The following is a 19,837-nucleotide window of genomic DNA, read 5'->3' on the forward strand; positions in this document are numbered from 1 at the left end:
CGCTCAGGGGGTCAGGAGTCCTCCAGGACCGCCTCCATCCGGGCGATCTCGGTGTTCTGCTCGGCGATGAGGTCGTTGGCCATCCGCATGACGGTCTGGTCCTTGCCCTCGGACAGCACGTCCACGGCCATGGAGACGGCGCCCTCGTGGTGGGCGGTCATGAGCTCCACGAAGAGCTGGTCGAAGTCGTCTCCCTCGGCGTCGGCCAGGCGCTCCATGTCCTCGTCGGAGACCATGCCCTGCATCTCGTCGTGGTCGACCTCCAGATCGCACTCGGGGATGTCGTCGTCACCCGAGTGGTGGCTCCCGTCCCCCTCCAGGCCGCAGAAGTTCTGGTGGGCCGGGTTCTCCCGGGCGGGGCCGAAGACGTTCTCCTCCAGCCAGCTCTCCATGGCGGTGATCTCCGGGCCCTGGGCGGCGGCGATGCGGTCGGCTATGCGTTCGATGCCGTCGCGTTCGTAGCGTTCCTCGACCAGGTCGGTCATCTCCAGCGCCTGGGAGTGGTGTTCGATCATCATCACCAGGTAGGTGACGTCGGCCTCGTTGTGGCCCTGCTCCTCGGCCAGTGCGGCGATCTGATCGGCGGTGGCCGGGCTGGAGGACTCGCCCGGGGCGCCCGGGGCGATGACGTTGGCGGACTCCCGTCCGTCGTCGGAGTCGCCACAGGCGGAGACTCCGAGCAGTACGAGGGCGGTTCCGGCGGCGAGTGCCAGGCGGCGCACGAGGTCTCCTCCAGGGGTGGGGTGGGCGGGCCGGACGGACCGCCGGGTGTCGAAAGGGGAAAGCGACATCCTGCGGGTTTTCTACTCACTCGGTGGGGGTCCTGTCCAGTACGGAGTGCGGATCATCGTCCCGGGATGTCCGTTCTCTCGCGTGGGCGGCGGGTGATTCGGGGGAGGTAGGGCCCGAACACGGGGGCGACGTGGCGATTCGAGAGGGCCCTTTTCGGGGGGCGTGGGCCCTCTCATTAGCGCAATGTCTGAAATGAGCCTTCCGGGGGACCGGAAGGGGGAGTCGTGGAGTCGGAGAGGACTCCGGGACGAGCCCGCCGTGAGGTTCTCGGCATGGCCGGCTCGAGGTCTCAACGGTCGCCCGGGGGTTCCGGAACCTCGAGAGGGGCGGTGCGAGGAGCCGTCTTCGGGGAGGTCGGACGCCCGCCGGAAGAGGGGAGGGGTTCCCGCCCACCCGTGCCTTCGGGGCGCCGGGCGAGGACGCGCCTGGGAAAGAGGTGAGTGGTCGAAGCGCAGGTGAGCGCCTTTTCAGGCGCCATGTTCGACTGTTCTCGGACGACTCCGGAGCGTGTTAACAACCATATTTCTTTTATTGCCCTCTGTACATGTAGATGTTGAACTGTGTACGTTCTCCCTGTTTCGCTCCATTCGGAATCAGGAGTACGTATGGCGTCATCCCCCGTCCGCCCCCGTTCCCGGCGCACGCCGTTCCGCGGAGCCCGATCCACGACGATCCTCGCGGGCGCGACCGCCCTGATCGCGGCCCTCCTCGCCCCCACGACCGCGGTCGCGGACGAGACGCCCTTCGAAAGCGACGCCGAGACCAGCGCCAACGTCACCCATGTGACCAACGTCCCGAAGCCGGACGTCATGGACGACTACAACACGGACCTGGCCTTCACCGGCGACTACGCCATCGGCGGCAACTACAACGGCTTCGTCGTCTACGACATCTCCGAGCCCGAGGACCCGCGGATCGTCTCCGAGGTCCTGTGCCCCGGCGGACAGGGAGACGTGTCGGTCAGCGGCGACCTGCTGTACTTCTCCGTCGACTACCCGCGCGCCGGTGAGGAGTGCGGCGCTCCGGCCGTGCCCACCACCGACCCGAACGGCTTCGAGGGCATCCGGATCTTCGACATCTCCGACAAGAGCGCCCCGGAGTACGTCGCCGCCGTGGCCACCGACTGCGGTTCCCACACCAACACCCTGGTGCCGGGCAAGGACGGGGAGAACGACTACGTGTACGTCTCCTCGTACTCGCCGTCGGCGTCCTTCCCGAACTGTCAGCCGCCGCACGACAAGATCTCCATCATCGAGATCCCGATCGACGACCCGGCCTCGGCCGCCATCGTCGACGAGCCGGTGCTCTTCCCGGACGGCGGCAACCGCAGCACTACCGGCTGCCACGACATCACCGCCTACCCCGAGATCGACCTGGCCGCCGGGGCCTGCATGGGCGACGGAATCCTGATGGACATCTCCGACCCGGCCGCCCCCGTCGTCACCGACGTCGTCCAGGACACCAACTTCGCGTTCTGGCACTCGGCCACCTTCACCAACGACGCGAGCACGGTGATCTTCACCGACGAACTCGGCGGTGGCGGCGGAGCCATCTGCACGGAGGACTACGGCCCCGAGCGCGGCGCCAACGCCATCTACACGATCGACGGCACCGACGACGACCCCGAACTGGTCTTCGAGAGCTACTACAAGATCCCGCGCACGCAGACCGCTACCGAGAACTGCGTCGCGCACAACGGTTCCCTGATCCCCGTGCCGGGGCAGGACTTCTTCGTGCAGTCCTGGTACCAGGGCGGCGTATCGGTCATCGACTTCAACGACCCGAAGAACCCCCGCGAGATCGGCTACTTCGACCGTGAACCGATCGACGACGACCGGCTCGTCCTCGGCGGCTCCTGGTCGGCGTACTACTACAACGGCCACGTCTACTCCTCCGACATCACCCGAGGCCTCGACGTCCTGAAGCTCACCGACCCGCGCCTGCGCTCGGCCGAGCGCGTCACCTACGACGAGTTCAACCCGCAGTCCCAGCCGTCCTACCGACCGGGTCGCTGAGCCGCCCCCACGACCTCCTCCCGTCGTCCCCTCCGAGGACGGGAGGAGCGGGGCCGCGGCCTCGACCGCGGCCCCCGCGCATACCGTCCCGCTCTCTATGCGACCTACAGGAGAACAGAATGTCCGCAGCTCCCCCGGCAGGGAGAGGCCTCCGACGCTCGGCCGCGTTCGCGCTCACCGCGGCGGCGGCCCTGTTCACCGGCCTCCTCGGGCCGGCGTCGGCCTACGCAGACACCCCTCCCTCCGACAGCGTGACCAGCGATAACGTCGAGCACATCGCGAACGTCCCCAAGCCCGAGGCGGTCAACAGCACCAACTCGGACCTGGCCTTCACCGGCGACTACGTGATCGGTGGCAACTACGACGGTTTCGTCATCTACGACGTCTCCGAGCCGGAGGACCCGCGGATCGTCTCCGAGGTCCTGTGCCCCGGTGGTCAGGGCGACGTGTCGGTCAGTGGTGACCTGCTCTACTTCGCGGTCGACTATCCGCGCGCCGGCGAGGAGTGCGGCGCCCCCGAGACCCCGGTGACCGACCCGGACGGCTTCGAAGGCGTTCGGATCTTCGATATCTCCGACAAGACCTCCCCCGAGTACGTGGCCGCGGTCCGCACCGACTGCGGTTCGCACACCCTGACCCTCGTTCCGGGCGACGACGAGCGCGAGTACGTGTACGTCTCCTCCTACGCGCCCGCCGAGGAGTTCCCGAACTGCCAGCCGCCGCACGACAAGATCGCGATCATCGACGTGCCGCTGGACGACCCCGCGTCGGCCGCCATCGTCAACGAGCCGGTCCTCTTCCCGGACGGCGGCAACCACGACCAGGACGGTCTGCTGCGTCCCACCGAGGGGTGCCACGACATCACCGTCTACCCGTCCAAGGACCTGGCCGCGGGCGCCTGCATGGGCGACGGCATCCTGATGGACATCTCCGACCCCGTCGAGCCGATCGTGACCGAGGTCGTCCAGGACACCAACTTCGCGTTCTGGCACTCGGCCACCTTCACCAACGACGCGAGCGCGGTGATCTTCACCGATGAGCTCGGCGGCGGTGGGGCCCCGACCTGCACCGAGGAGATCGGTCCGGAGCGCGGCGCCAACGCCATCTACACGCTCGACGGTGAGGGCGCCGACTCCACCCTGGAGTTCGCCTCCTACTACAAGATCGACCGCCACCAGGGCGACCAGCAGGCCTGCGTCGCGCACAACGGTTCCCTGATCCCGGTCCCGGGCCAGAACTTCTTCGTGCAGTCCTGGTACCAGGGCGGGGTGTCGGTCATCGACTTCAACGACCCGACGAACCCCCGCGAGATCGGCTACTTCGACCCCGATGACCGGATCGACCCGGACATCCAGAACGGCAGCACCTGGTCGGCGTACTACTACAACGGCCACGTCTACTCCTCCGACATGCGTCGAGGACTGGACGTCCTGAAGCTGACCGACCCGCGTCTGCGTCCGGCCGAGCGCGTCACCTACGACGAGTTCAACCCGCAGACCCAACCGGTCTACCGGCCCGGCCGGTGATCGCCGTACCGAACCGGTAGGCGACCACCACGAACGGTGACGCCCAGGGGTGTCGCGCCCATCGTGCGCGGCACCCCGACGCGCCTCCACACCCTCCACCCACCTCTCGTCTCCGCCGCCATCCCCGTCCCGGACCGGGCCGCGGAGCATCCCCGCACAGGAAGAGAGATCCATGCGCACCCTCGCGCGCCGCGCGGCCGTGCCGTTCGCGGCCCTGGCCCTGCTGGTGGGCCTGACGAGCCCCACGTCGGCCTACGCCGACACCCCTCCCGTCGACGAGGTCTCCAGCGACAACGTCGAACTCGTCGCCAACGTCCCCAAGCCCGAGGCGGTGAGCAACACCAACTCGGACCTGGCCTTCACCGGCGACTACGCCATCGGCGGCAACTACGACGGTTTCGTCATCTACGACATCTCCGAACCCGAGGACCCGCGGATCGTCTCCGAAGTGGTCTGCCCCGGCGGACAGGGAGACGTGTCGGTCAGCGGCGACCTGCTCTACTTCGCGGTCGACTACCCGCGCGCCGGAGAGGACTGTGGCGCTCCGGCCGTGCCCACCACCGACCCGAACGGTTTCGAAGGCGTCCGGATCTTCGACATCTCCGACAAGAGCGCCCCGGAGTACGTGTCGGCCGTGGCCACCGACTGCGGCTCCCACACCCTGACCCTGGTCCCCGGTGACGACGAGCGCGAGTACGTGTACGTCTCCTCGTACTCGCCGTCGGCGTCCTTCCCGAACTGTCAGCCGCCGCACGACAAGATCTCCATCATCGAGGTCCCCCTCGAGGACCCCGCGTCCGCCGAGGTCGTCGACGCCCCGGTGCTCTTCCCGGACGGCGGGCACCGCACCACCACCGGCTGCCACGACATCACCGTCTACCCGGCCAAGGACCTCGCCGCGGGCGCCTGCATGGGCGACGGCATCCTGATGGACATCTCCGACCCGGCGGCCCCCGTCGTCACCGAGGTCGTCCAGGACACCAACTTCGCGTTCTGGCACTCGGCCACCTTCACCAATGACGCGAGCGCGGTGATCTTCACCGATGAGCTCGGCGGTGGCGGGGCCCCGACCTGCACCGAGGAGATCGGTCCGGAGCGCGGCGCCAACGCCATCTACAAGCTGGAGCGCGACGGTTCCCTGACCTTCCAGAGCTACTTCAAGATCGACCGCCACCAGGGCGACCAGGTGTGCGTGGCGCACAACGGTTCCCTGATCCCGGTCCCGGGCCAGAACTTCTTCGTGCAGTCCTGGTACCAGGGTGGCGTGTCGGTCATCGACTTCAACGACCCGACGAACCCCCGCGAGATCGGCTACTTCGACGCCGATTCCCGTGTCGACGGCGAGGTCCAGGACAACGACACCTGGTCGGCGTACTACTACAACGGCCACGTCTACTCCTCCGACATCGACCGGGGCCTCGACGTCCTGAAGCTCACCGAACCGCGTCTGCGTCCGGCCGAGCGCGTCACCTACGACGAGTTCAACCCGCAGACCCAACCGGTCTACCGACCCGGTCGCTGACCGGACCCACCGCCCCTCGGAACCTCCCGATCCGCGGTGACGAACGACGACGGCCCGGACGGCCTGGAACCGTCCGGGCCGTCGCCCTCACGTCGGACCATGAGAGATGGGCCGGTCGTGGGTGGTCAGGTGAAGAGGTCTTCGGGTGTGTCGGCCTCGATGGCCTTGGGGATCCATTGTTCGAGGGTGTGGAGGTCGGTGCAGGTTTCGATGCGTCGTTGGGTGTGGGGGGTGAGGGTGAGTCCTCGGGATTCGAGGATGGTGATGACGCTCCGGGCGGCCTCGTAGGCCCGCCCCTCTTCGCGGCCCTCTTCGCGTCCGATGCCGACGTATTTGCGGGCGAAGTCGCTCTGCCACTCGTAGGTGCCCACGCTCATCAAGCCCTCCAGTTCCTTCCGGGATACCTGTGGAACGGCCGGTCGTGGGTGGTCAGGTGAAGAGGTCTTCGGGTGTGTCGGCCTCGATGGCCTTGGGGATCCATTGTTCGAGGGTGTGGAGGTCGGTGCAGGTTTCGATGCGTTGGCGGGTGTGGGGGGTGAGGGTGAGTCCTCGGGATTCGAGGATGGTGATGACGCTCCGGGCCGCTTCGTAGGCTCGCCCCTCTTCGCGCCCCTCCTCGCGGCCCTCTTCCCGGCCGATGCCGACGTATTTGCGGGCGAAGTCGCTCTGCCACTCGTAGGTGCCCACGCTCATCAAGCCCTCCAGTTCCTTCCGGGCGGCCTCGTTGAGACCTGCCAGAACGTAGTCATAATAGAACGTCCGATTCTCTTCGGCCGTGGAATTCAGCGCCTCCACCATCGCCTTCAGCGCCTCCGGATCGTCGTCGCCGTGAGCACGGGCGGACAATACGGCCAGTTCCGGGAGGGCTCGTGCCCTCTCGACCCCTGTGACCTTGGGGGTCCTGCCCGGGCCGATGGTCAGGGGCGCCAGGTCGAAGCCCGGGTGGCCGGTCCGGATCGGTCGGGCGCACCACGCCGCGACGGCGTCGGTCGGACACAGGACCAGAAGCACCGTCGGGCACCTCAGTCGGACGTGGAGGGTGACCAGGTAGGCGGGCCAGCTGCGTCGTTTCCCCTGGTCGTGGCCGTGTTGGCGTTCGATCACCACGGCCATGACGTTCTCGGTGCCCTCGCGGAGCACCACGGCTCCGTCGCTGTTGAACTCCTTGGGGTCGCAGTTGGTCAGGACCGAACTGGTGTTGAGCGCCTCGGTGTGGCGTGGAACCTCGATGCCGAGGGATTCCAGCAGGGCCGGGGCCATGTCGGGTCGGTTCTGCACCAACCGGAGGGGGATCTCGTGCTCTCGTGTGGGCATACGGCTTCCTGGGGTCCGATGACGGTCGAGAACGCCCTCTAAGGGGTGCCGACCGACGGGAACGGGTGGAAACGAGCATGCCGGGCTCTTCGTCCGGGTGGTGGTGCTTTTCGAGATCCGGGGGGTATGTGACCCGGCCGGAACGTCGCTCGAGGTCAGAGCGGGGTGAAGAGGCGGTCGGTGGGCACGTCCAGCGCCTCGGCCATACGGCCGGTGAAGTAGACGGTGCCCATGGCCAGGATCCGATCGCCGAGCGAGGCGATGAGCTCGGGGGAGAGGTCCTCGGCGTCGATACGACCCCAGTGTTCGGGCAGCTCGTATTCGAAGCGCAGGTGGGCCTCGGGGAGGCGGACCGCGGTCACCGGAAGATCCCTCAACAGGTCCACCGCGCCGGGCACGTCCTTGTGGTCGGGCAGGCACAGCAGCACGTGGTCGACCCCGCCCCACAGGGAGCGGGCGCGGTCGAGGGCGATCCCGGCCCCGACCCGCTCGATAGCCGAGTCCACCAGCACGCGTGCGGTCGCGCTTCCGGGCACCGGGTGTTCGGAGAGTCGGGTGGGCAGGTGGAGGGTCTCCAGGACACGGTGCAGCCGCTCGGTGGGCAGGGGACCGCGGTCCAGGACCTCCAGCATGTGCTCGGCGGCGGCCACGCCGAGGACGCCCGAGGCGGCGGACAGGCCCGGCGGGCGCAGTTCGAGCGGGGGTTCGGTACCGGGAGCCTCGGGATCCACGACGTGGGGGAGGACCCGTCCTTCGGTCGCCTCGGCCAGGGCCCGCTCGACGACCGGGGTCACCTCGGCGCTCTGGGGAAGACTCACCAGGGCGCGGGTGCGTTCGCCGGCCACCCGGGTCTTCTCCCGCGCGATCTCGGGGACGGTGTAGCCGAGGAGCCCCACGTGCTCGGCGAAGACCTTCCCGAGAGCCACCACCTCGGGGCCGATCAGACGCAGCTCGTCACGGTGGCCGCCGATGCCCGCCTCCAGGACGCACACGTCGGCGCCGACCTCGCGGGCCTTGAGCAGACCGGCCATCAGGAACAGACCGCTCGGGGCGAGGTGGCCGCCGCTCTCCTCCACCGTGGGCAGACGGCGGCGGGCCACGTCCATCTCCGCCCCGAGGGCCTCCAGTTCGGCGTCGGTCACGGAGACACCGTCCACCCTGACCCGCTCCCGGTAGCCGCGGAAGCTCGGCCCGGTCACCAGAACGGTCCGCAGGCCCGCGGCGGCCAACGACGCCGCGGCCACGGTGGCCGTGCTCCCCTTGCCCTTGGAACCCACGACCCCCAGCACCGGTGTCCGTTCGGTATCCAGGTCCAGATCCCTGAGGAGGGCGGCGGCCCGGTCCAGGCTCCGGGTGCGTCCGGGGCGGCGCTGGGCCCATTCGGAGAAGAAGAAGGAGTCAGGGTTCGGCATATCCCAAGTATGGTCTCCACGACATCCGACCTCGCACGGCCGGTCCGGATCCGGACGCCGGGCGAGGCCGCGTACACTGGCGCGGGTGTACACCCCGACCATCGAGACGCCGTGAGCGGCGCGGGCGCCCATGAGCGCTACGCCGAGGTCACCGCGCAGATCCTCTCCCGCGCGCCCGAGACCGACATCGATCCCCGCCTGGACCGTGTCCGTACGCTTCTGGACCTGTTGGGCGACCCTCAGCGCAACTTCCGGGTCGTCCACATCACCGGGACCAACGGCAAGACGTCCACGGCGCGGATGATCGACGCCCTGGTGCGCGGTCGCGGTCTGCGCGTGGGCCGCTACACCAGCCCGCACCTGAGGACGGTGCGCGAACGCATCGTCGTCGACGGTGAGCCCATCTCCCAGGAGCGGTTCGTCGAGGCCTACGACGACATCCGTCCCTACATCGAGATGGCCGACTCGATGAACGACGCCCCGCTGTCGTTCTTCGAGATCCTCACCGTCATGGCCTACGCCGTCTTCGCCGACGCCCCCGTGGACGTCGCTGTGGTGGAGGTCGGCATGGGCGGGACGTGGGACGCCACCAACGTGGTGGACGGGGACGTCGCGGTGGTCACACCGATCGGTATCGACCACACCGAGTACCTGCCCGACACCCTGGACGGCATCGCGGAGGAGAAGTCGGGCATCATCAAGCCGGACTCGGTCACCGTGCTGGCGCAACAGCCCGTCCCCGCCGCCGAGGTCCTGGTCCGGCGCGCCGCCGAGGTCGGATCGACGGTGGCCCGCGAGGGGCTGGAGTTCGGGGTGGTCTCCCGTGAGGTGGCCGTCGGCGGTCAGCAGATCGCCGTCAAGGGCCTCACCGGGAACTACGAGAACCTCTTCCTCCCGCTGTTCGGAGAACACCAGGCCTCCAACGCCGCCGTGGCCATCGCCGCGGTGGAGGCCTTCTCCGCCTCCGAGGACGCCATCGGTCTCGATCCGGTGATCGTCGCCGAGGCGTTGGCCGGTCTGGAGTCGCCGGGGCGTATGGAGGTCGTACGTACCAGCCCGACCGTCATCGCCGACGCGGCGCACAACCCGGCCGGGATGATCGCCACGGCCGCCGCGGTCGAGGAGGCCTTCACCTTCTCCCGCCTGATCGGTGTGGTGGCCGTCATGGCCGACAAGGACGTCGAGGGGATCCTGGACCCCCTCGAACCGCTGCTCGACGAGATCGTCGTCACCCGTAACTCCTCTCCCCGCTCCCTCGACCCGGAGAACCTCGCCGCGCTCGCGGAGGGGATCTTCGGTGAGGATCGCGTGCATGTGGCCCCCCGACTCGACGACGCCATCGACCGGGCCGTGGGCCTGGCCGAGGAGGGCGGAGAGTTCGGCGGGGTCGGCGTGCTGGTCACCGGTTCCGTGGTGACCTCCGGCGACGCCGTGCACCTGATGCGCGGCTCCGGAGAGTAGAGGACGGGGAGACCCACCTACGAAGGGAAGACCGACGTGCGCACAGTCTGTGCCGTAGTCCTCGTGTTCGAGGCCATCGTGATCGGCCTGGCGATCCCCATCGCCATCCAGCTGGAGGGCGTCGACCCGGCCGTGGCCGGCGGCGTCTGGGGCGGTATGGCCGTGGCCGCCCTGCTCCTGGCCGGACTCCAGAAGCGGACCTGGGCGCACTACGCGGCCTGGGCGCTTCAGGCGGCCTTCCTCTTCACGTCCTTCATGATCAGCGGGGCGCTGCTGGTCGCGATCATCTTCGGGTCGCTGTGGGTCATCGGCGTGATCATGGGGCGTCGGGTCGACGAGATCCGGGCGGTCCACGCCGCGCACGCCGAGGCGGCCGAGGGCGAGGAGGGCGCGGTCACCGCGCCCGGTTCCCAAACGCGATAGTGTGACGCACGTCCGGGCGGGCGGGCCTCGGGTCCGCGACAGGCGGATCGTCTCCCTCCCACCCCCTGGTCCCGGACGCACACCCGTACATTCCACCGCGTGCGGCCACGCCGCGGGCCTCGTGCCCCCGTGCGCCGTGCGGGGGCAGTGAGGAGTTGAAACGCACGTGGAGCGCACTCTCGTTCTCATCAAGCCGGACGGTGTCCGCCGCAACATCATCGGCGAGGTCATCTCGCGCATCGAGCGCAAGGGCCTGAAGCTGGTCGCGATGGAGCTGCGCACGCTCGACACCGACACCGCGAAGACGCACTACGAGGAGCACGCCTCGCGTCCGTTCTTCGACTCGCTGGTGGAGTTCATCACCGGTGGTCCGCTGGTGGCCATGGTGGTCGAGGGCGACCGCTCCATCGAGGCCTTCCGCGCCCTGGCCGGCGCCACCGACCCGGTGACCGCGGCCCCGGGCACCATCCGCGGCGACTTCGCCCTGGAGGTCCAGCAGAACATCGTGCACGGTTCGGACTCCACCTACTCGGCCGAGCGTGAGATCAAGCTGTTCTTCCCGGACCTGTAGACCGTGGAAGATCGCCGGAGCCGGTGATCGGGGCGCTCGCGCCCGTGTCGAACATCGGCTCCGATCCCGTACGACGCGTCCCTTCGGGGGCGCGTTCGTCGTTTCCGCGACCTTCTCCACGGTGTCCGTCCGGTGGTGAGGCAACGATTCGGTGTGTTTGCGTAGCGGACTAAGTGCGGACCGTTACGATACGGAGGACTGGATACATACCGTGTCGGAACGGCTACCCGAGGTCGCTCCGCGCGCACACGCCCGCCACGGCGCCTCTGAGGACGTGACATGCCGAACAACCTTGCATTTCTCGGCCGGGACATGGCCGTCGACCTTGGTACCGCCAACACACTGGTGTACGTGCGCGGCCGCGGGATCGTCCTGAACGAGCCGTCAGTGGTCGCGCTCAACACCTCGACCGGCAAGATCGTGGCGGTGGGTATCGATGCCAAGCAGATGATCGGGCGCACACCCACCAACATCACCGCGATCCGCCCACTGAAGGACGGCGTCATCGCCGACTTCGAGGTCACCGAGCGGATGCTCCGCTACTTCATCCAGAAGATCCACCGGCGTCGGCACTTCGCCAAACCCCGGATCATCGTCGCGGTGCCCAGCGGCATCACCTCCGTCGAGCACCGCGCCGTCAAGGAGGCCGGCTACCAGGCCGGGGCCCGCCGGGTCTACATCATCGAGGAGCCCATGGCCGCCGCGATCGGCGCCGGGCTGCCCGTCCACGAACCCACCGGCAACATGGTCGTCGACATCGGCGGCGGCACCACCGAGGTGGCCGTCATCTCCATGGGCGGCATCGTCACCTCGCAGTCCATCCGGGTGGGCGGGGACGAACTCGACCAGGCGATCATGACCTTCATCAAGAAGGAGTACTCCCTGATGATCGGGGAGCGCACCGCCGAGGAGATCAAGGTGGCCATCGGATCCGCCTACCCCACGGGGGCGGAGGAGCTCCACGCCGAGGTGCGCGGCCGCGACCTCATCAGCGGTCTGCCCAAGACCATCGTCATGTCCGAATCGGACGTGCGCCAGGCCATCGAGGAGCCGGTCACCGCGATCATCGACGCGGTCCGCACCAGCCTCGACAAGTGCCCGCCCGAACTGTCCGGGGACATCATGGACCGGGGGGTCGCCGTCACCGGCGGCGGGGCCCTGCTGCGCGGACTCGACGAGCGTCTCCTGCACGAGACCGGGATGCCCATCCACGTCGCCGAGAACGCGCTCGACTCGGTCGCCGTCGGCTCCGGGACGTGCGTGGAGAACTACGAGCGTCTCCACCAGGTCCTCGTTCCGGAACGGCGGCGTTGACATGCTCCGCGACTCCTCACGGTCCCGCGTGCTGTTCGCCGTGCTGGTCGCGGCGGCCCTGGTCCTCATGGTCCTGGACTCCCGACCGGGGAACGACGCGGTGACCTCGCTGGCCAGGGCCGGCGGAGAAATCGCCTTCGTGCCGGCCTCGGCCGGGGTGGGCGTGTTCGCCGAGCCCGCCGGCCGTTTCTACGACGGGCTGCGCAAGAGCCACGAGAGCGCCGCGCGCATCGCCGAGCTGGAGACGGCCAACGCCGAACTGCGGGCCGAGCTCGACTCCACCCGGATCGACGAACACCGCTCCGAGCAGCTCGACGAGCTGCTGCACCTGTCGGGCCTCGGGGGCTACGAGATCGTTCCGGCCCAGTCCGTCACCCGCACCACCGCCCACGGCTACGCCCACACCGCCACCCTGGACGCCGGAACCGAATCCGGTATCCGCAAGGACATGACCGTGCTCAACGGCTCCGGTCTGGTCGGTCGGATCGTCGAGGCGGGGCCGCGCACCTCCACCGTCAAGCTCGCCACCGACGTGAACTCCTCGGTCGGAGCCCGGCTGGAGGGGACCCGCAAGATCGGTTCGATCACCGGCGGCAGCGTCCTCGGCGGTCCGGAGGCCGACATGACCCTGGAGCTCTTCGACATGGAGGCCCCGATCGAGAAGGGGGACCGGGTGGTCACCCTCGGCTCGCACGAGGGGGCGCCCTTCGTTCCCGGGGTCCCGATCGGGACCGTGGACGACGTCCAGGTGGCGCCCGGAGCGCTCAGCCGGATCGCCCGGATCACCCCCGCGGTGGACTTCGCCGCGCTGGACATGGTGGGCGTGGTCGTCAAGGGCCCGGCGGAGGACCCGCGCGACTCCGTTCTGCCGCCCAAGCCCGACCCGAAGGGGGACCAGTGAGGGCTCTGGTAACGCTGTTCCTGGTGACCGTCACGGTGCTCGTCCAGGCCACGGTCGTCAATCGGCTCCCTTTCGAGTGGGGGCCCGGCCCCGACCTGGTCCTGGCGGCCGTGGTCGCGGTCGCCCTGACCACCGGGCCCGCCGCGGCCGCCGCGTGCGGTTTCGCGGCGGGTCTGGCCATGGACGTCCTGCCGCCGGCCGAGCACCCCATGGGGCGTTACACCCTGGTGCTCTGCGTGGCGGCCTACCTGATCTCGCTGCTGCACTCCAACGCCGGTCTGGGCGGGGGGAGCGGGGCCCGGGTCTCGCGCTGGGCGGCCGTCGGCGTCACCGCCGTCGCCTCCGTGGGCGTGGGCCTGGGGTACGCCCTCGTCGGGATGATCATGGGGGACGCGCACATCACGGTGTCCGCGGTGGCCTCCAACGTCGGTATCGGCACGCTGCTGACCACCCTGTTCGGGCCGCTGGCCCTGTTGCCGATCCTGTGGGCGCGCACGCTCCTGGCGGAGGACGAGTACGCCACGATCCAGGGTCCGACCTCCGTGGGCGGGTGGTGACCTCATGCGAAGACTGCCGGTCGACCCCGCCGTACCGCGCCGCAGGCTCGGTCGGCTCGGTCTGATCCTCGCCCAGTTCCTGGTCCTGTCCCTGTTCGCGGTCCTGATCGGTCGGCTGTGGTACCTCCAGGTGCCCATGGCCGACCACTACCGTGAGCTGGCCGTGGCCAACCATCACCAGGAGTTGGTCGTCCCCGCCACCCGCGGCCAGATCCTGGACGCGGCCGGACGCCCCCTGGTCAACAACCGCACCGAGCTCATCGTCTCGGCCGACTACCACGAGTTGCAGAGGATGGACGACGGCGGGGAGAAGGTCCTGAGCGACCTCTCCGAGGTGCTCGACATCCCCCTGGAGAAACTCCAGCAGCGTATGCGGCTGTGCGGCCCCGAGGTGGAGCGTCCCTGCTGGCCCGGATCGCCCTATCAGCCCGTCACCCTCGCCGAGGACGTCGAGGGGCCCCTCGCGCTCCAGATCATGGAGAAGTCCGACGACTTCCCGGGGATCACCGCGCAGGCGCACGCCGTGCGCGAGTACCCCCAGGGCGAGCACGCGGGCCAGATGCTCGGCTACCTCCAACCGGTGACCCAGGAGGAGCTGGACGCCAGGGAGGAGCTGCGCACCGGCTTCACCGGGGTCGACCAGGTGGGTCGTGACGGTCTGGAGGCCGTCTACGACAAGGAGCTGCGCGGTACCCCGGGTCTGCGCACGCTGGGGGTGAACAACCACGGCGAGGTCATGGACGTGATCTCCGAGGAACTCCCCGTGGCCGGTCGCCACCTCATCACCCACATGGACATCGAGGTGCAGAAGGCCGCGGAGAAGGCGCTCGCCGAGGGTATGGCCGGAGCCCGCCCCAAGTACAAGGCGGACTCGGGCGCGGCCGTCGTCCTGGACGTCACCAACGGCGGCGTGGTCGCCATGGCGAGCATGCCCACCTACGACCCGAGCATCTGGCAGGGCGGCATCGACCAGAAGACCTTCGACGAGATGCTCAGCGAGGAGGCAGGCGAGCCCCTGCTCTCTCGAGCGGTCCAGGGCACCTACCCGCCCGGCTCCACCTTCAAGGTGTCGTCGCTGTCGGCCGCGGTCGAGAACGGGTACTCCCTGCGCAGCACCTACGCCTGTCCCGGGTCGGTCACCCTGGCCGGCCAGAGCTACGAGAACTACGCGGGCGCGGGGCAGGGCAGCATCACCCTCAAGCAGGCCATCGTCGCCTCCTGTAACACCGTCTTCTACAACTTCGGTTACCAGATGTGGCTCAAGGACGGCGGCCTGCACCCCGACGGAGACCCGGACGAGGCCATGGCCGAGATGGCCCGCGGCTACGGCTTCGGTTCGCCGACCGGCGTGGACCTGCCCTACGAGACCGGGGGGCGCATCCCCGACCGTGAGTGGAAGCGCACCTTCTGGGAGGAGACCCGGGAGGCCAACTGCGCCCGCGCCGAGGACGGCTATCCGGACATCGCCGAGAGCAACCCGTCCCACGCGGCCTACCTCAAACAGCTCGCGCACGAGCACTGTGTGGAGGGCTTCGAGTGGCGGGCGAACGAGGCCGTCAACTTCGCGATCGGCCAGGGCGACGTGCTGGTCAGTCCGTTGCAGTTGGCCTCCGCCTACGCGGCCATCGCCAACGGCGGCACCCTGTACGAGCCCCGCGTGGCCAAGGCCCTGGTCTCCGCGGACGGTTCGCGGGTCGAGCCCATCGAGCCTACCGTCAAGCAGGAGGTCCCGGTCAGCGACGAGACCATCCGTTACCTCCAGGAGGCCCTGACCGAGGTGACCCGCTCCGGTACCGGTGGCGGCGCCTTCGGCGACTTCCCGCAGGACCAGGTGGCCGTCGCCGGCAAGACCGGTAGCGCCGACGCCGAGCAGCGACAGGTCTCGTCCTGGTTCGCCTCCTACGCGCCCGCCGACGATCCGCGGTACGCGGTCGTCGTGCTGGTCTCGCAGGGTGGTACCGGTGGTGAGACGGCCGCGCCCATCGCCAGCAACATCTACAAGGCCATCTATGGGCTCGGGGGCGGTAAGGAGCTGCTGCCCGGCGGTAAGCCGTACTCCGACCTGCCCACCGTCCGCACGGACGGTTCCATCGATCCCCTGGAGCGATGATGAACATCCACATGGGCATGCCCCGGAACCAGGGCTCCGGGTTCGGGCGCACCGCGGCCACCGCGGCGGGCAGCGTCCGGCGCCTGGACTGGATCCTGATCGTCTCGGTGCTCGTCCTGGGCTGTATCGGGGCGCTCCTGGTCTGGTCGGCGACCCTGCCGGGGGACGGCGGCGACCCCAGGGACACGATCGACGCGCTCATCCGCCACCTGGCGCACTTGGGCGTGGCCTCGGTGGTGTGCCTGGTGGTGGCGAGCCTCGACTATCGGACGGTCCGCGCCTACGCCCCGATCGTCTACGGGGTGACGGTCGTCTGCCTGATCCTGGTGCTCACGCCCTTGGGCGCGGTCATCAACGGGTCGCGCGGATGGATCGTCATCGCCGGCTTCCAGTTCCAGCCCAGTGAGCTGGCCAAGGTGGGCTTGATCCTGCTCCTGGCCACACTGCTGGGGGAACCCCGAGACGGCGAGACGCGGCCGATGACCCGCGACGTGCTCCTGTGCCTGCTGGCCGTGGCGGTCCCGCTCGGGCTCGTCATGCTCCAGCCCGACCTGGGCACCACCCTGGTGCTGTGCGCGATCTTCCTGGGCATGCTCACCCTGTCCGGCGCCCCGGTGGTGTGGGTGGCCGGCATGCTGGCCACCGGGGCCTTCGGGGCGTTCATGGTGTGGTGGCTCGACCTGTTGGAGCCTTACCAGGTGGACCGCATCGCCACCCTGATGGACCCCGCGGCCGACCCGCAGGGCGCGGGGTACAACTCGGCCCAGGCGCTCATCGCGGTGGGGTCGGGCGGCTTCGACGGCACCGGGCTGTTCCAGGGGGAGCAGACCCACGGCCGGTTCGTGCCCGAGCAGCACACCGACTTCATCTTCACGGTGGCCGGAGAGGAACTCGGCTTCGTCGGGGCCGGGGCGATCATCGTCCTCTTCGCCGTGGTGATCTGGCGGATCCTGCGGGTGGCCCGGGAGTGCGACACGCCCTATCCGCGCCTGCTGTGCGTGGGGGTGGCCACCTGGTTCGGCTTCCAGGCCTTCATCAACATCGGGATGGGCCTGGGGATCCTCCCGGTGACCGGTCTGCCGCTGCCGTTCGTCTCCTACGGCGGTACCGCCATCCTCGCCAACATGCTCGCCCTGGGGCTGGTGCTGGGGGTCGACTCCCGGGACCGCGGCTTCGAGTGAGGTCGGCTCCGGGGCCCGAACGCGCCCCGGAGCACGCGGTCCAGGGGAGTGGTCCTTCGAGAGCGGTTAGCCTGGTGACATCGTGCGCCCGTGCACCCGGCCCGGAACGCACCGCTCGGGCGTCAGCCCCGGCCAGACACGTTGTCCGCCGATCGAAGGCCCACACCATGTCCGTCGAAAGTCTCTTCCCGCGCCTCGAACCCCTGTTGACCCAGGTGGGAAAGCCGATCCAGTACGTGGGCGGTGAGCTCAACTCCGTGGTCAAGGACTGGGACGAGGCGACGGTGCGCTGGGCGCTCATGTACCCCGACGCCTACGAGGTGGGCGTGCCCAACCAGGGGGTGCAGATCCTCTACGAGGTCCTCAACGAACGCGAGGGCGTTCTGGCCGAGCGGACCTACGCCGTCTGGCCGGACCTGGAGCGGTTGATGCGCGAGCACGGCGTCCCGCACTTCACGGTGGACGCCCACCGGCCGATCCGCGCCTTCGACGTGCTGGGTCTGAGCTTCGCCAGCGAGATGGGCTACACCAACATGCTCACCGCGCTGGACCTGGCGGGCATCCCTCGTCGCTCGGCCGACCGGACCGAGGAGGATCCGATCGTGCTCGCGGGCGGCCACTCGGCCTTCAACCCCGAGCCCATCGCCGACTTCCTGGACGCCGTCGTCCTGGGGGACGGCGAGGAGATCTCCATCGCCATCACCGAGATCATCCGCGAGTTCAAGGAGGAGGGCGAGCCCGGGGGCCGTGACGGGCTGCTCCTGCGCCTGGCCGCCACCGGCGGGGTGTACATCCCCCGTTTCTACGACGTCTCCTACCACGAGGACGGGCGGATCGCCGCCTACGTCCCCAACCGCGACGGGGTGCCGAACACGGTCCAGAAGCACACCGTCATGGACCTGGATCAGTGGCCCTACCCCAAGAGCCCGATCGTTCCGACGGCCGAGTCCGTGCACGAACGCTACAGCGTGGAGATCTTCCGCGGCTGCACCCGCGGCTGCCGCTTCTGCCAGGCCGGGATGATCACCCGCCCGGTCCGCGAGCGCAACCAGGAGACCGTGCAGAAGATGGTGGAGGAGGGCGTGCGCAACTCCGGCTTCCAGGAGGTCGGGCTGCTCTCGCTCTCCAGCGCGGACCACAGCGAGATCGGCGATATCGCCAAGAACCTCGCCGACACCTACGAGGGGACCAACACCGGTCTGTCGCTGCCCTCGACCCGGGTCGACGCCTTCAACATCGACCTCGCCAACGAGTTGACCCGTAACGGTCGCCGCTCCGGTCTGACCTTCGCGCCCGAGGGCGGCAGCGAGCGGATGCGTCGGGTGATCAACAAGATGGTCACCGAGGAGGACCTCATCCGTACCGTCACCGCCGCCTACGCGGCGGGGTGGCGGCAGGTGAAGCTGTACTTCATGTGCGGCCTGCCCACGGAGGAGGACGAGGACGTCCTGGCCATCGCCGACCTGGCCACCGAGGTCATCCGCACCGGCCGTGAGGTGACCGGTCGCAAGGACATCCGCTGCACCGTCTCGATCGGCGGGTTCGTCCCCAAGCCGCAGACCCCGTTCCAGTGGGCCGGACAGACCTCGCACGAGGACGTCGACGCCCGGCTGCGCAAGCTCCGGGACCGTCTGCGCGGGGACCGCAAGTACGGGAAGTCCATCGGTCTGCGCTACCACGAGGGGCGCCCCTCCATCATCGAGGGACTGCTGTCCCGAGGGGACCGTCGGGTCTCCCGGGTCGTGGAGGAGGCCTGGAACGCGGGCGGTCGCTTCGACGGCTGGAGCGAGCACTTCTCCTACGACCGCTGGATGAAGGCGGCCGAGGAGGGGCTGGCGGGGACCGGCGTGGACGTGGACTGGTACACCACCCGCGAGCGTTCCGAGGAGGAGGTCCTGCCCTGGGACCACCTGGACGCCGGTCTCGACCGCTCCTGGCTGTGGCAGGACTGGCAGGACTCTCTGCACGGCGAGGAGTCGTTGGAGATCGACGACTGCCGCTGGAACCCCTGCTATGACTGCGGTGTCTGCCCCACCATGGGGACAGAGATCCAGATCAACGACGACGCCGGGGGACGGCCGATGCTCCCCCTGTCCGTGATCTGACCCGTTCGATCGCCCACGGGCGCGTGGAGAGCCTCTCCGCGCGCCCGTGGTGTGTCCGAGGGGCGTGGGGAGAGGCGGAGGGGTACGGGGCGACGCTCGGGCGTTCCTCGATGGGGAGGGTCCGAGTGGGGGTGTGGGACGAGGGGCCGGACATGACGAGATCCGGGCCTCGGGTGCCCTGGGAGAAAAAGGAGTAAAATGCGCGCGCCGGGTGCTCTTCGCTCTCATGGGGGAGCCGCCCGGGGAGAAGGTGTACGGCCCGGCGCCCCGCTCGCGCCGGGCCGTACGTGAAGTAAGACTCGCGGGTGCGGTGGGCGGTTGCCATGGGTTGCGGATTTTCTTTGGATTTTTTTCCGCGACCCCCGTGTTCTGGTGGTGAACACCGCCCCGAGCCCCTCTTGGACCCGGTCGGGACTTTTCGATCGGGGGTCGGCGGGGGAGATATCGGTAAGCGCGGTCCTGCCGGCGCGGGTGCACCACGGCGCACCGTACGCTGAACAGGACGAGGAACAGCCCCTTCGGGTCGCCGACCACCGGCCCATACGCAGGGGGACACGAGGAAAGGAGTTGAGCTGCCCCCCGTAAACGAGGGCACCACCTCACCCTCCAACACCAAACCCGGCCAACGGCTTC

At 69.1% G+C, this 19,837-nt stretch carries 16 protein-coding genes; 12 read left to right on the top strand and 4 right to left on the bottom strand.

Going from position 1 to position 19,837, the window contains the following annotated elements; all coding sequences use genetic code 11:
* Positions 1-11 precede the first annotated feature (11 nt).
* Entirely contained in the window at positions 12-722 is a 711-nt protein-coding gene (locus tag D451_RS0105975; protein WP_017533768.1) for a DUF305 domain-containing protein, read from the bottom strand.
* 675 nt (positions 723-1,397) lie between these two features.
* Here D451_RS0105975 and D451_RS0105980 point away from each other — a divergent pair.
* From D451_RS0105980 to D451_RS0105990, 3 genes are all read left to right on the top strand, one after another.
* The gene (locus D451_RS0105980; protein WP_017533769.1) at positions 1,398-2,807 is read left to right on the top strand and encodes an LVIVD repeat-containing protein; all 1,410 of its coding nucleotides are present in this window, start codon (positions 1,398-1,400) and stop codon (positions 2,805-2,807) included.
* Between the two features lie 119 nt (positions 2,808-2,926).
* Positions 2,927-4,333, top strand: coding sequence for an LVIVD repeat-containing protein (locus D451_RS0105985; RefSeq protein ID WP_017533770.1), 1,407 nt, complete (start codon positions 2,927-2,929; stop codon positions 4,331-4,333).
* A 172-nt stretch (positions 4,334-4,505) separates the two neighbouring features.
* A complete protein-coding gene (locus D451_RS0105990; protein WP_017533771.1) occupies positions 4,506-5,855 on the top strand; it encodes an LVIVD repeat-containing protein in 1,350 nt (449 codons plus the stop codon).
* Positions 5,856-5,980: 125 nt separating this feature from the next.
* Here D451_RS0105990 and D451_RS0105995 read toward each other — a convergent pair whose 3' ends face one another.
* The 3 genes from D451_RS0105995 to D451_RS0106005 all read right to left on the bottom strand — a co-directional run bounded on the left by D451_RS0105995 (position 5,981) and on the right by D451_RS0106005 (position 8,581).
* Positions 5,981-6,232 carry a hypothetical protein gene (locus tag D451_RS0105995; RefSeq protein ID WP_017533772.1) on the bottom strand — a complete coding sequence of 84 codons (252 nt, stop codon included), beginning with the start codon at positions 6,230-6,232 and terminating at the stop codon, positions 5,981-5,983.
* A gap of 52 nt (positions 6,233-6,284) precedes the next feature.
* Positions 6,285-7,169, bottom strand: a complete 885-nt coding sequence (locus tag D451_RS0106000) for a hypothetical protein (RefSeq protein ID WP_017533773.1) — start codon at positions 7,167-7,169, stop codon at positions 6,285-6,287.
* A gap of 155 nt (positions 7,170-7,324) precedes the next feature.
* Positions 7,325-8,581 carry a folylpolyglutamate synthase/dihydrofolate synthase family protein gene (locus tag D451_RS0106005; protein WP_017533774.1) on the bottom strand — a complete coding sequence of 419 codons (1,257 nt, stop codon included), beginning with the start codon at positions 8,579-8,581 and terminating at the stop codon, positions 7,325-7,327.
* A 111-nt stretch (positions 8,582-8,692) separates the two neighbouring features.
* On the opposite strand from D451_RS0106005, the gene D451_RS0106010 reads away from it, so the two are divergent.
* The 9 genes from D451_RS0106010 (at position 8,693) to D451_RS0106050 (ending at position 19,204) form a co-directional block, all read left to right on the top strand.
* Positions 8,693-10,042 (top strand): bifunctional folylpolyglutamate synthase/dihydrofolate synthase, encoded by a 1,350-nt coding sequence (locus D451_RS0106010; RefSeq protein WP_026124858.1) that lies wholly within the window; start codon positions 8,693-8,695, stop codon positions 10,040-10,042.
* A 36-nt stretch (positions 10,043-10,078) separates the two neighbouring features.
* Complete coding sequence (locus D451_RS0106015) at positions 10,079-10,465, top strand: DUF4233 domain-containing protein (RefSeq protein WP_026124859.1); 387 nt, start codon at positions 10,079-10,081, stop codon at positions 10,463-10,465.
* Positions 10,466-10,631: 166 nt separating this feature from the next.
* A complete protein-coding gene (gene ndk / locus D451_RS0106020) occupies positions 10,632-11,036 on the top strand; it encodes a nucleoside-diphosphate kinase (protein ID WP_014910389.1) in 405 nt (134 codons plus the stop codon).
* Between the two features lie 279 nt (positions 11,037-11,315).
* Positions 11,316-12,350 carry a rod shape-determining protein gene (locus D451_RS0106025; protein WP_014913012.1) on the top strand — a complete coding sequence of 345 codons (1,035 nt, stop codon included), beginning with the start codon at positions 11,316-11,318 and terminating at the stop codon, positions 12,348-12,350.
* A 1-nt stretch (position 12,351) separates the two neighbouring features.
* Positions 12,352-13,251 (top strand): rod shape-determining protein MreC, encoded by a 900-nt coding sequence (gene mreC / locus D451_RS0106030; RefSeq protein WP_017533776.1) that lies wholly within the window; start codon positions 12,352-12,354, stop codon positions 13,249-13,251.
* Positions 13,248-13,808, top strand: a complete 561-nt coding sequence (gene mreD, locus D451_RS0106035; RefSeq protein WP_017533777.1) for a rod shape-determining protein MreD — start codon at positions 13,248-13,250, stop codon at positions 13,806-13,808. The genes mreC and mreD overlap by 4 nt, the downstream gene beginning before the upstream one ends.
* A gap of 4 nt (positions 13,809-13,812) precedes the next feature.
* Entirely contained in the window at positions 13,813-15,918 is a 2,106-nt protein-coding gene (gene mrdA, locus D451_RS0106040) for a penicillin-binding protein 2 (protein WP_014912752.1), read from the top strand.
* Entirely contained in the window at positions 15,918-17,099 is a 1,182-nt protein-coding gene (gene rodA, locus D451_RS0106045; RefSeq protein WP_017533778.1) for a rod shape-determining protein RodA, read from the top strand. The genes mrdA and rodA overlap by 1 nt, the downstream gene beginning before the upstream one ends.
* Before the next feature lie 167 nt (positions 17,100-17,266).
* Complete coding sequence (locus D451_RS0106050) at positions 17,267-19,204, top strand: TIGR03960 family B12-binding radical SAM protein (protein WP_014911927.1); 1,938 nt, start codon at positions 17,267-17,269, stop codon at positions 19,202-19,204.
* Positions 19,205-19,837 lie beyond the last annotated feature (633 nt).

The organism is Nocardiopsis alba DSM 43377 (genome assembly GCF_000341225.1).
GTDB lineage: Bacteria > Actinomycetota > Actinomycetes > Streptosporangiales > Streptosporangiaceae > Nocardiopsis > Nocardiopsis alba.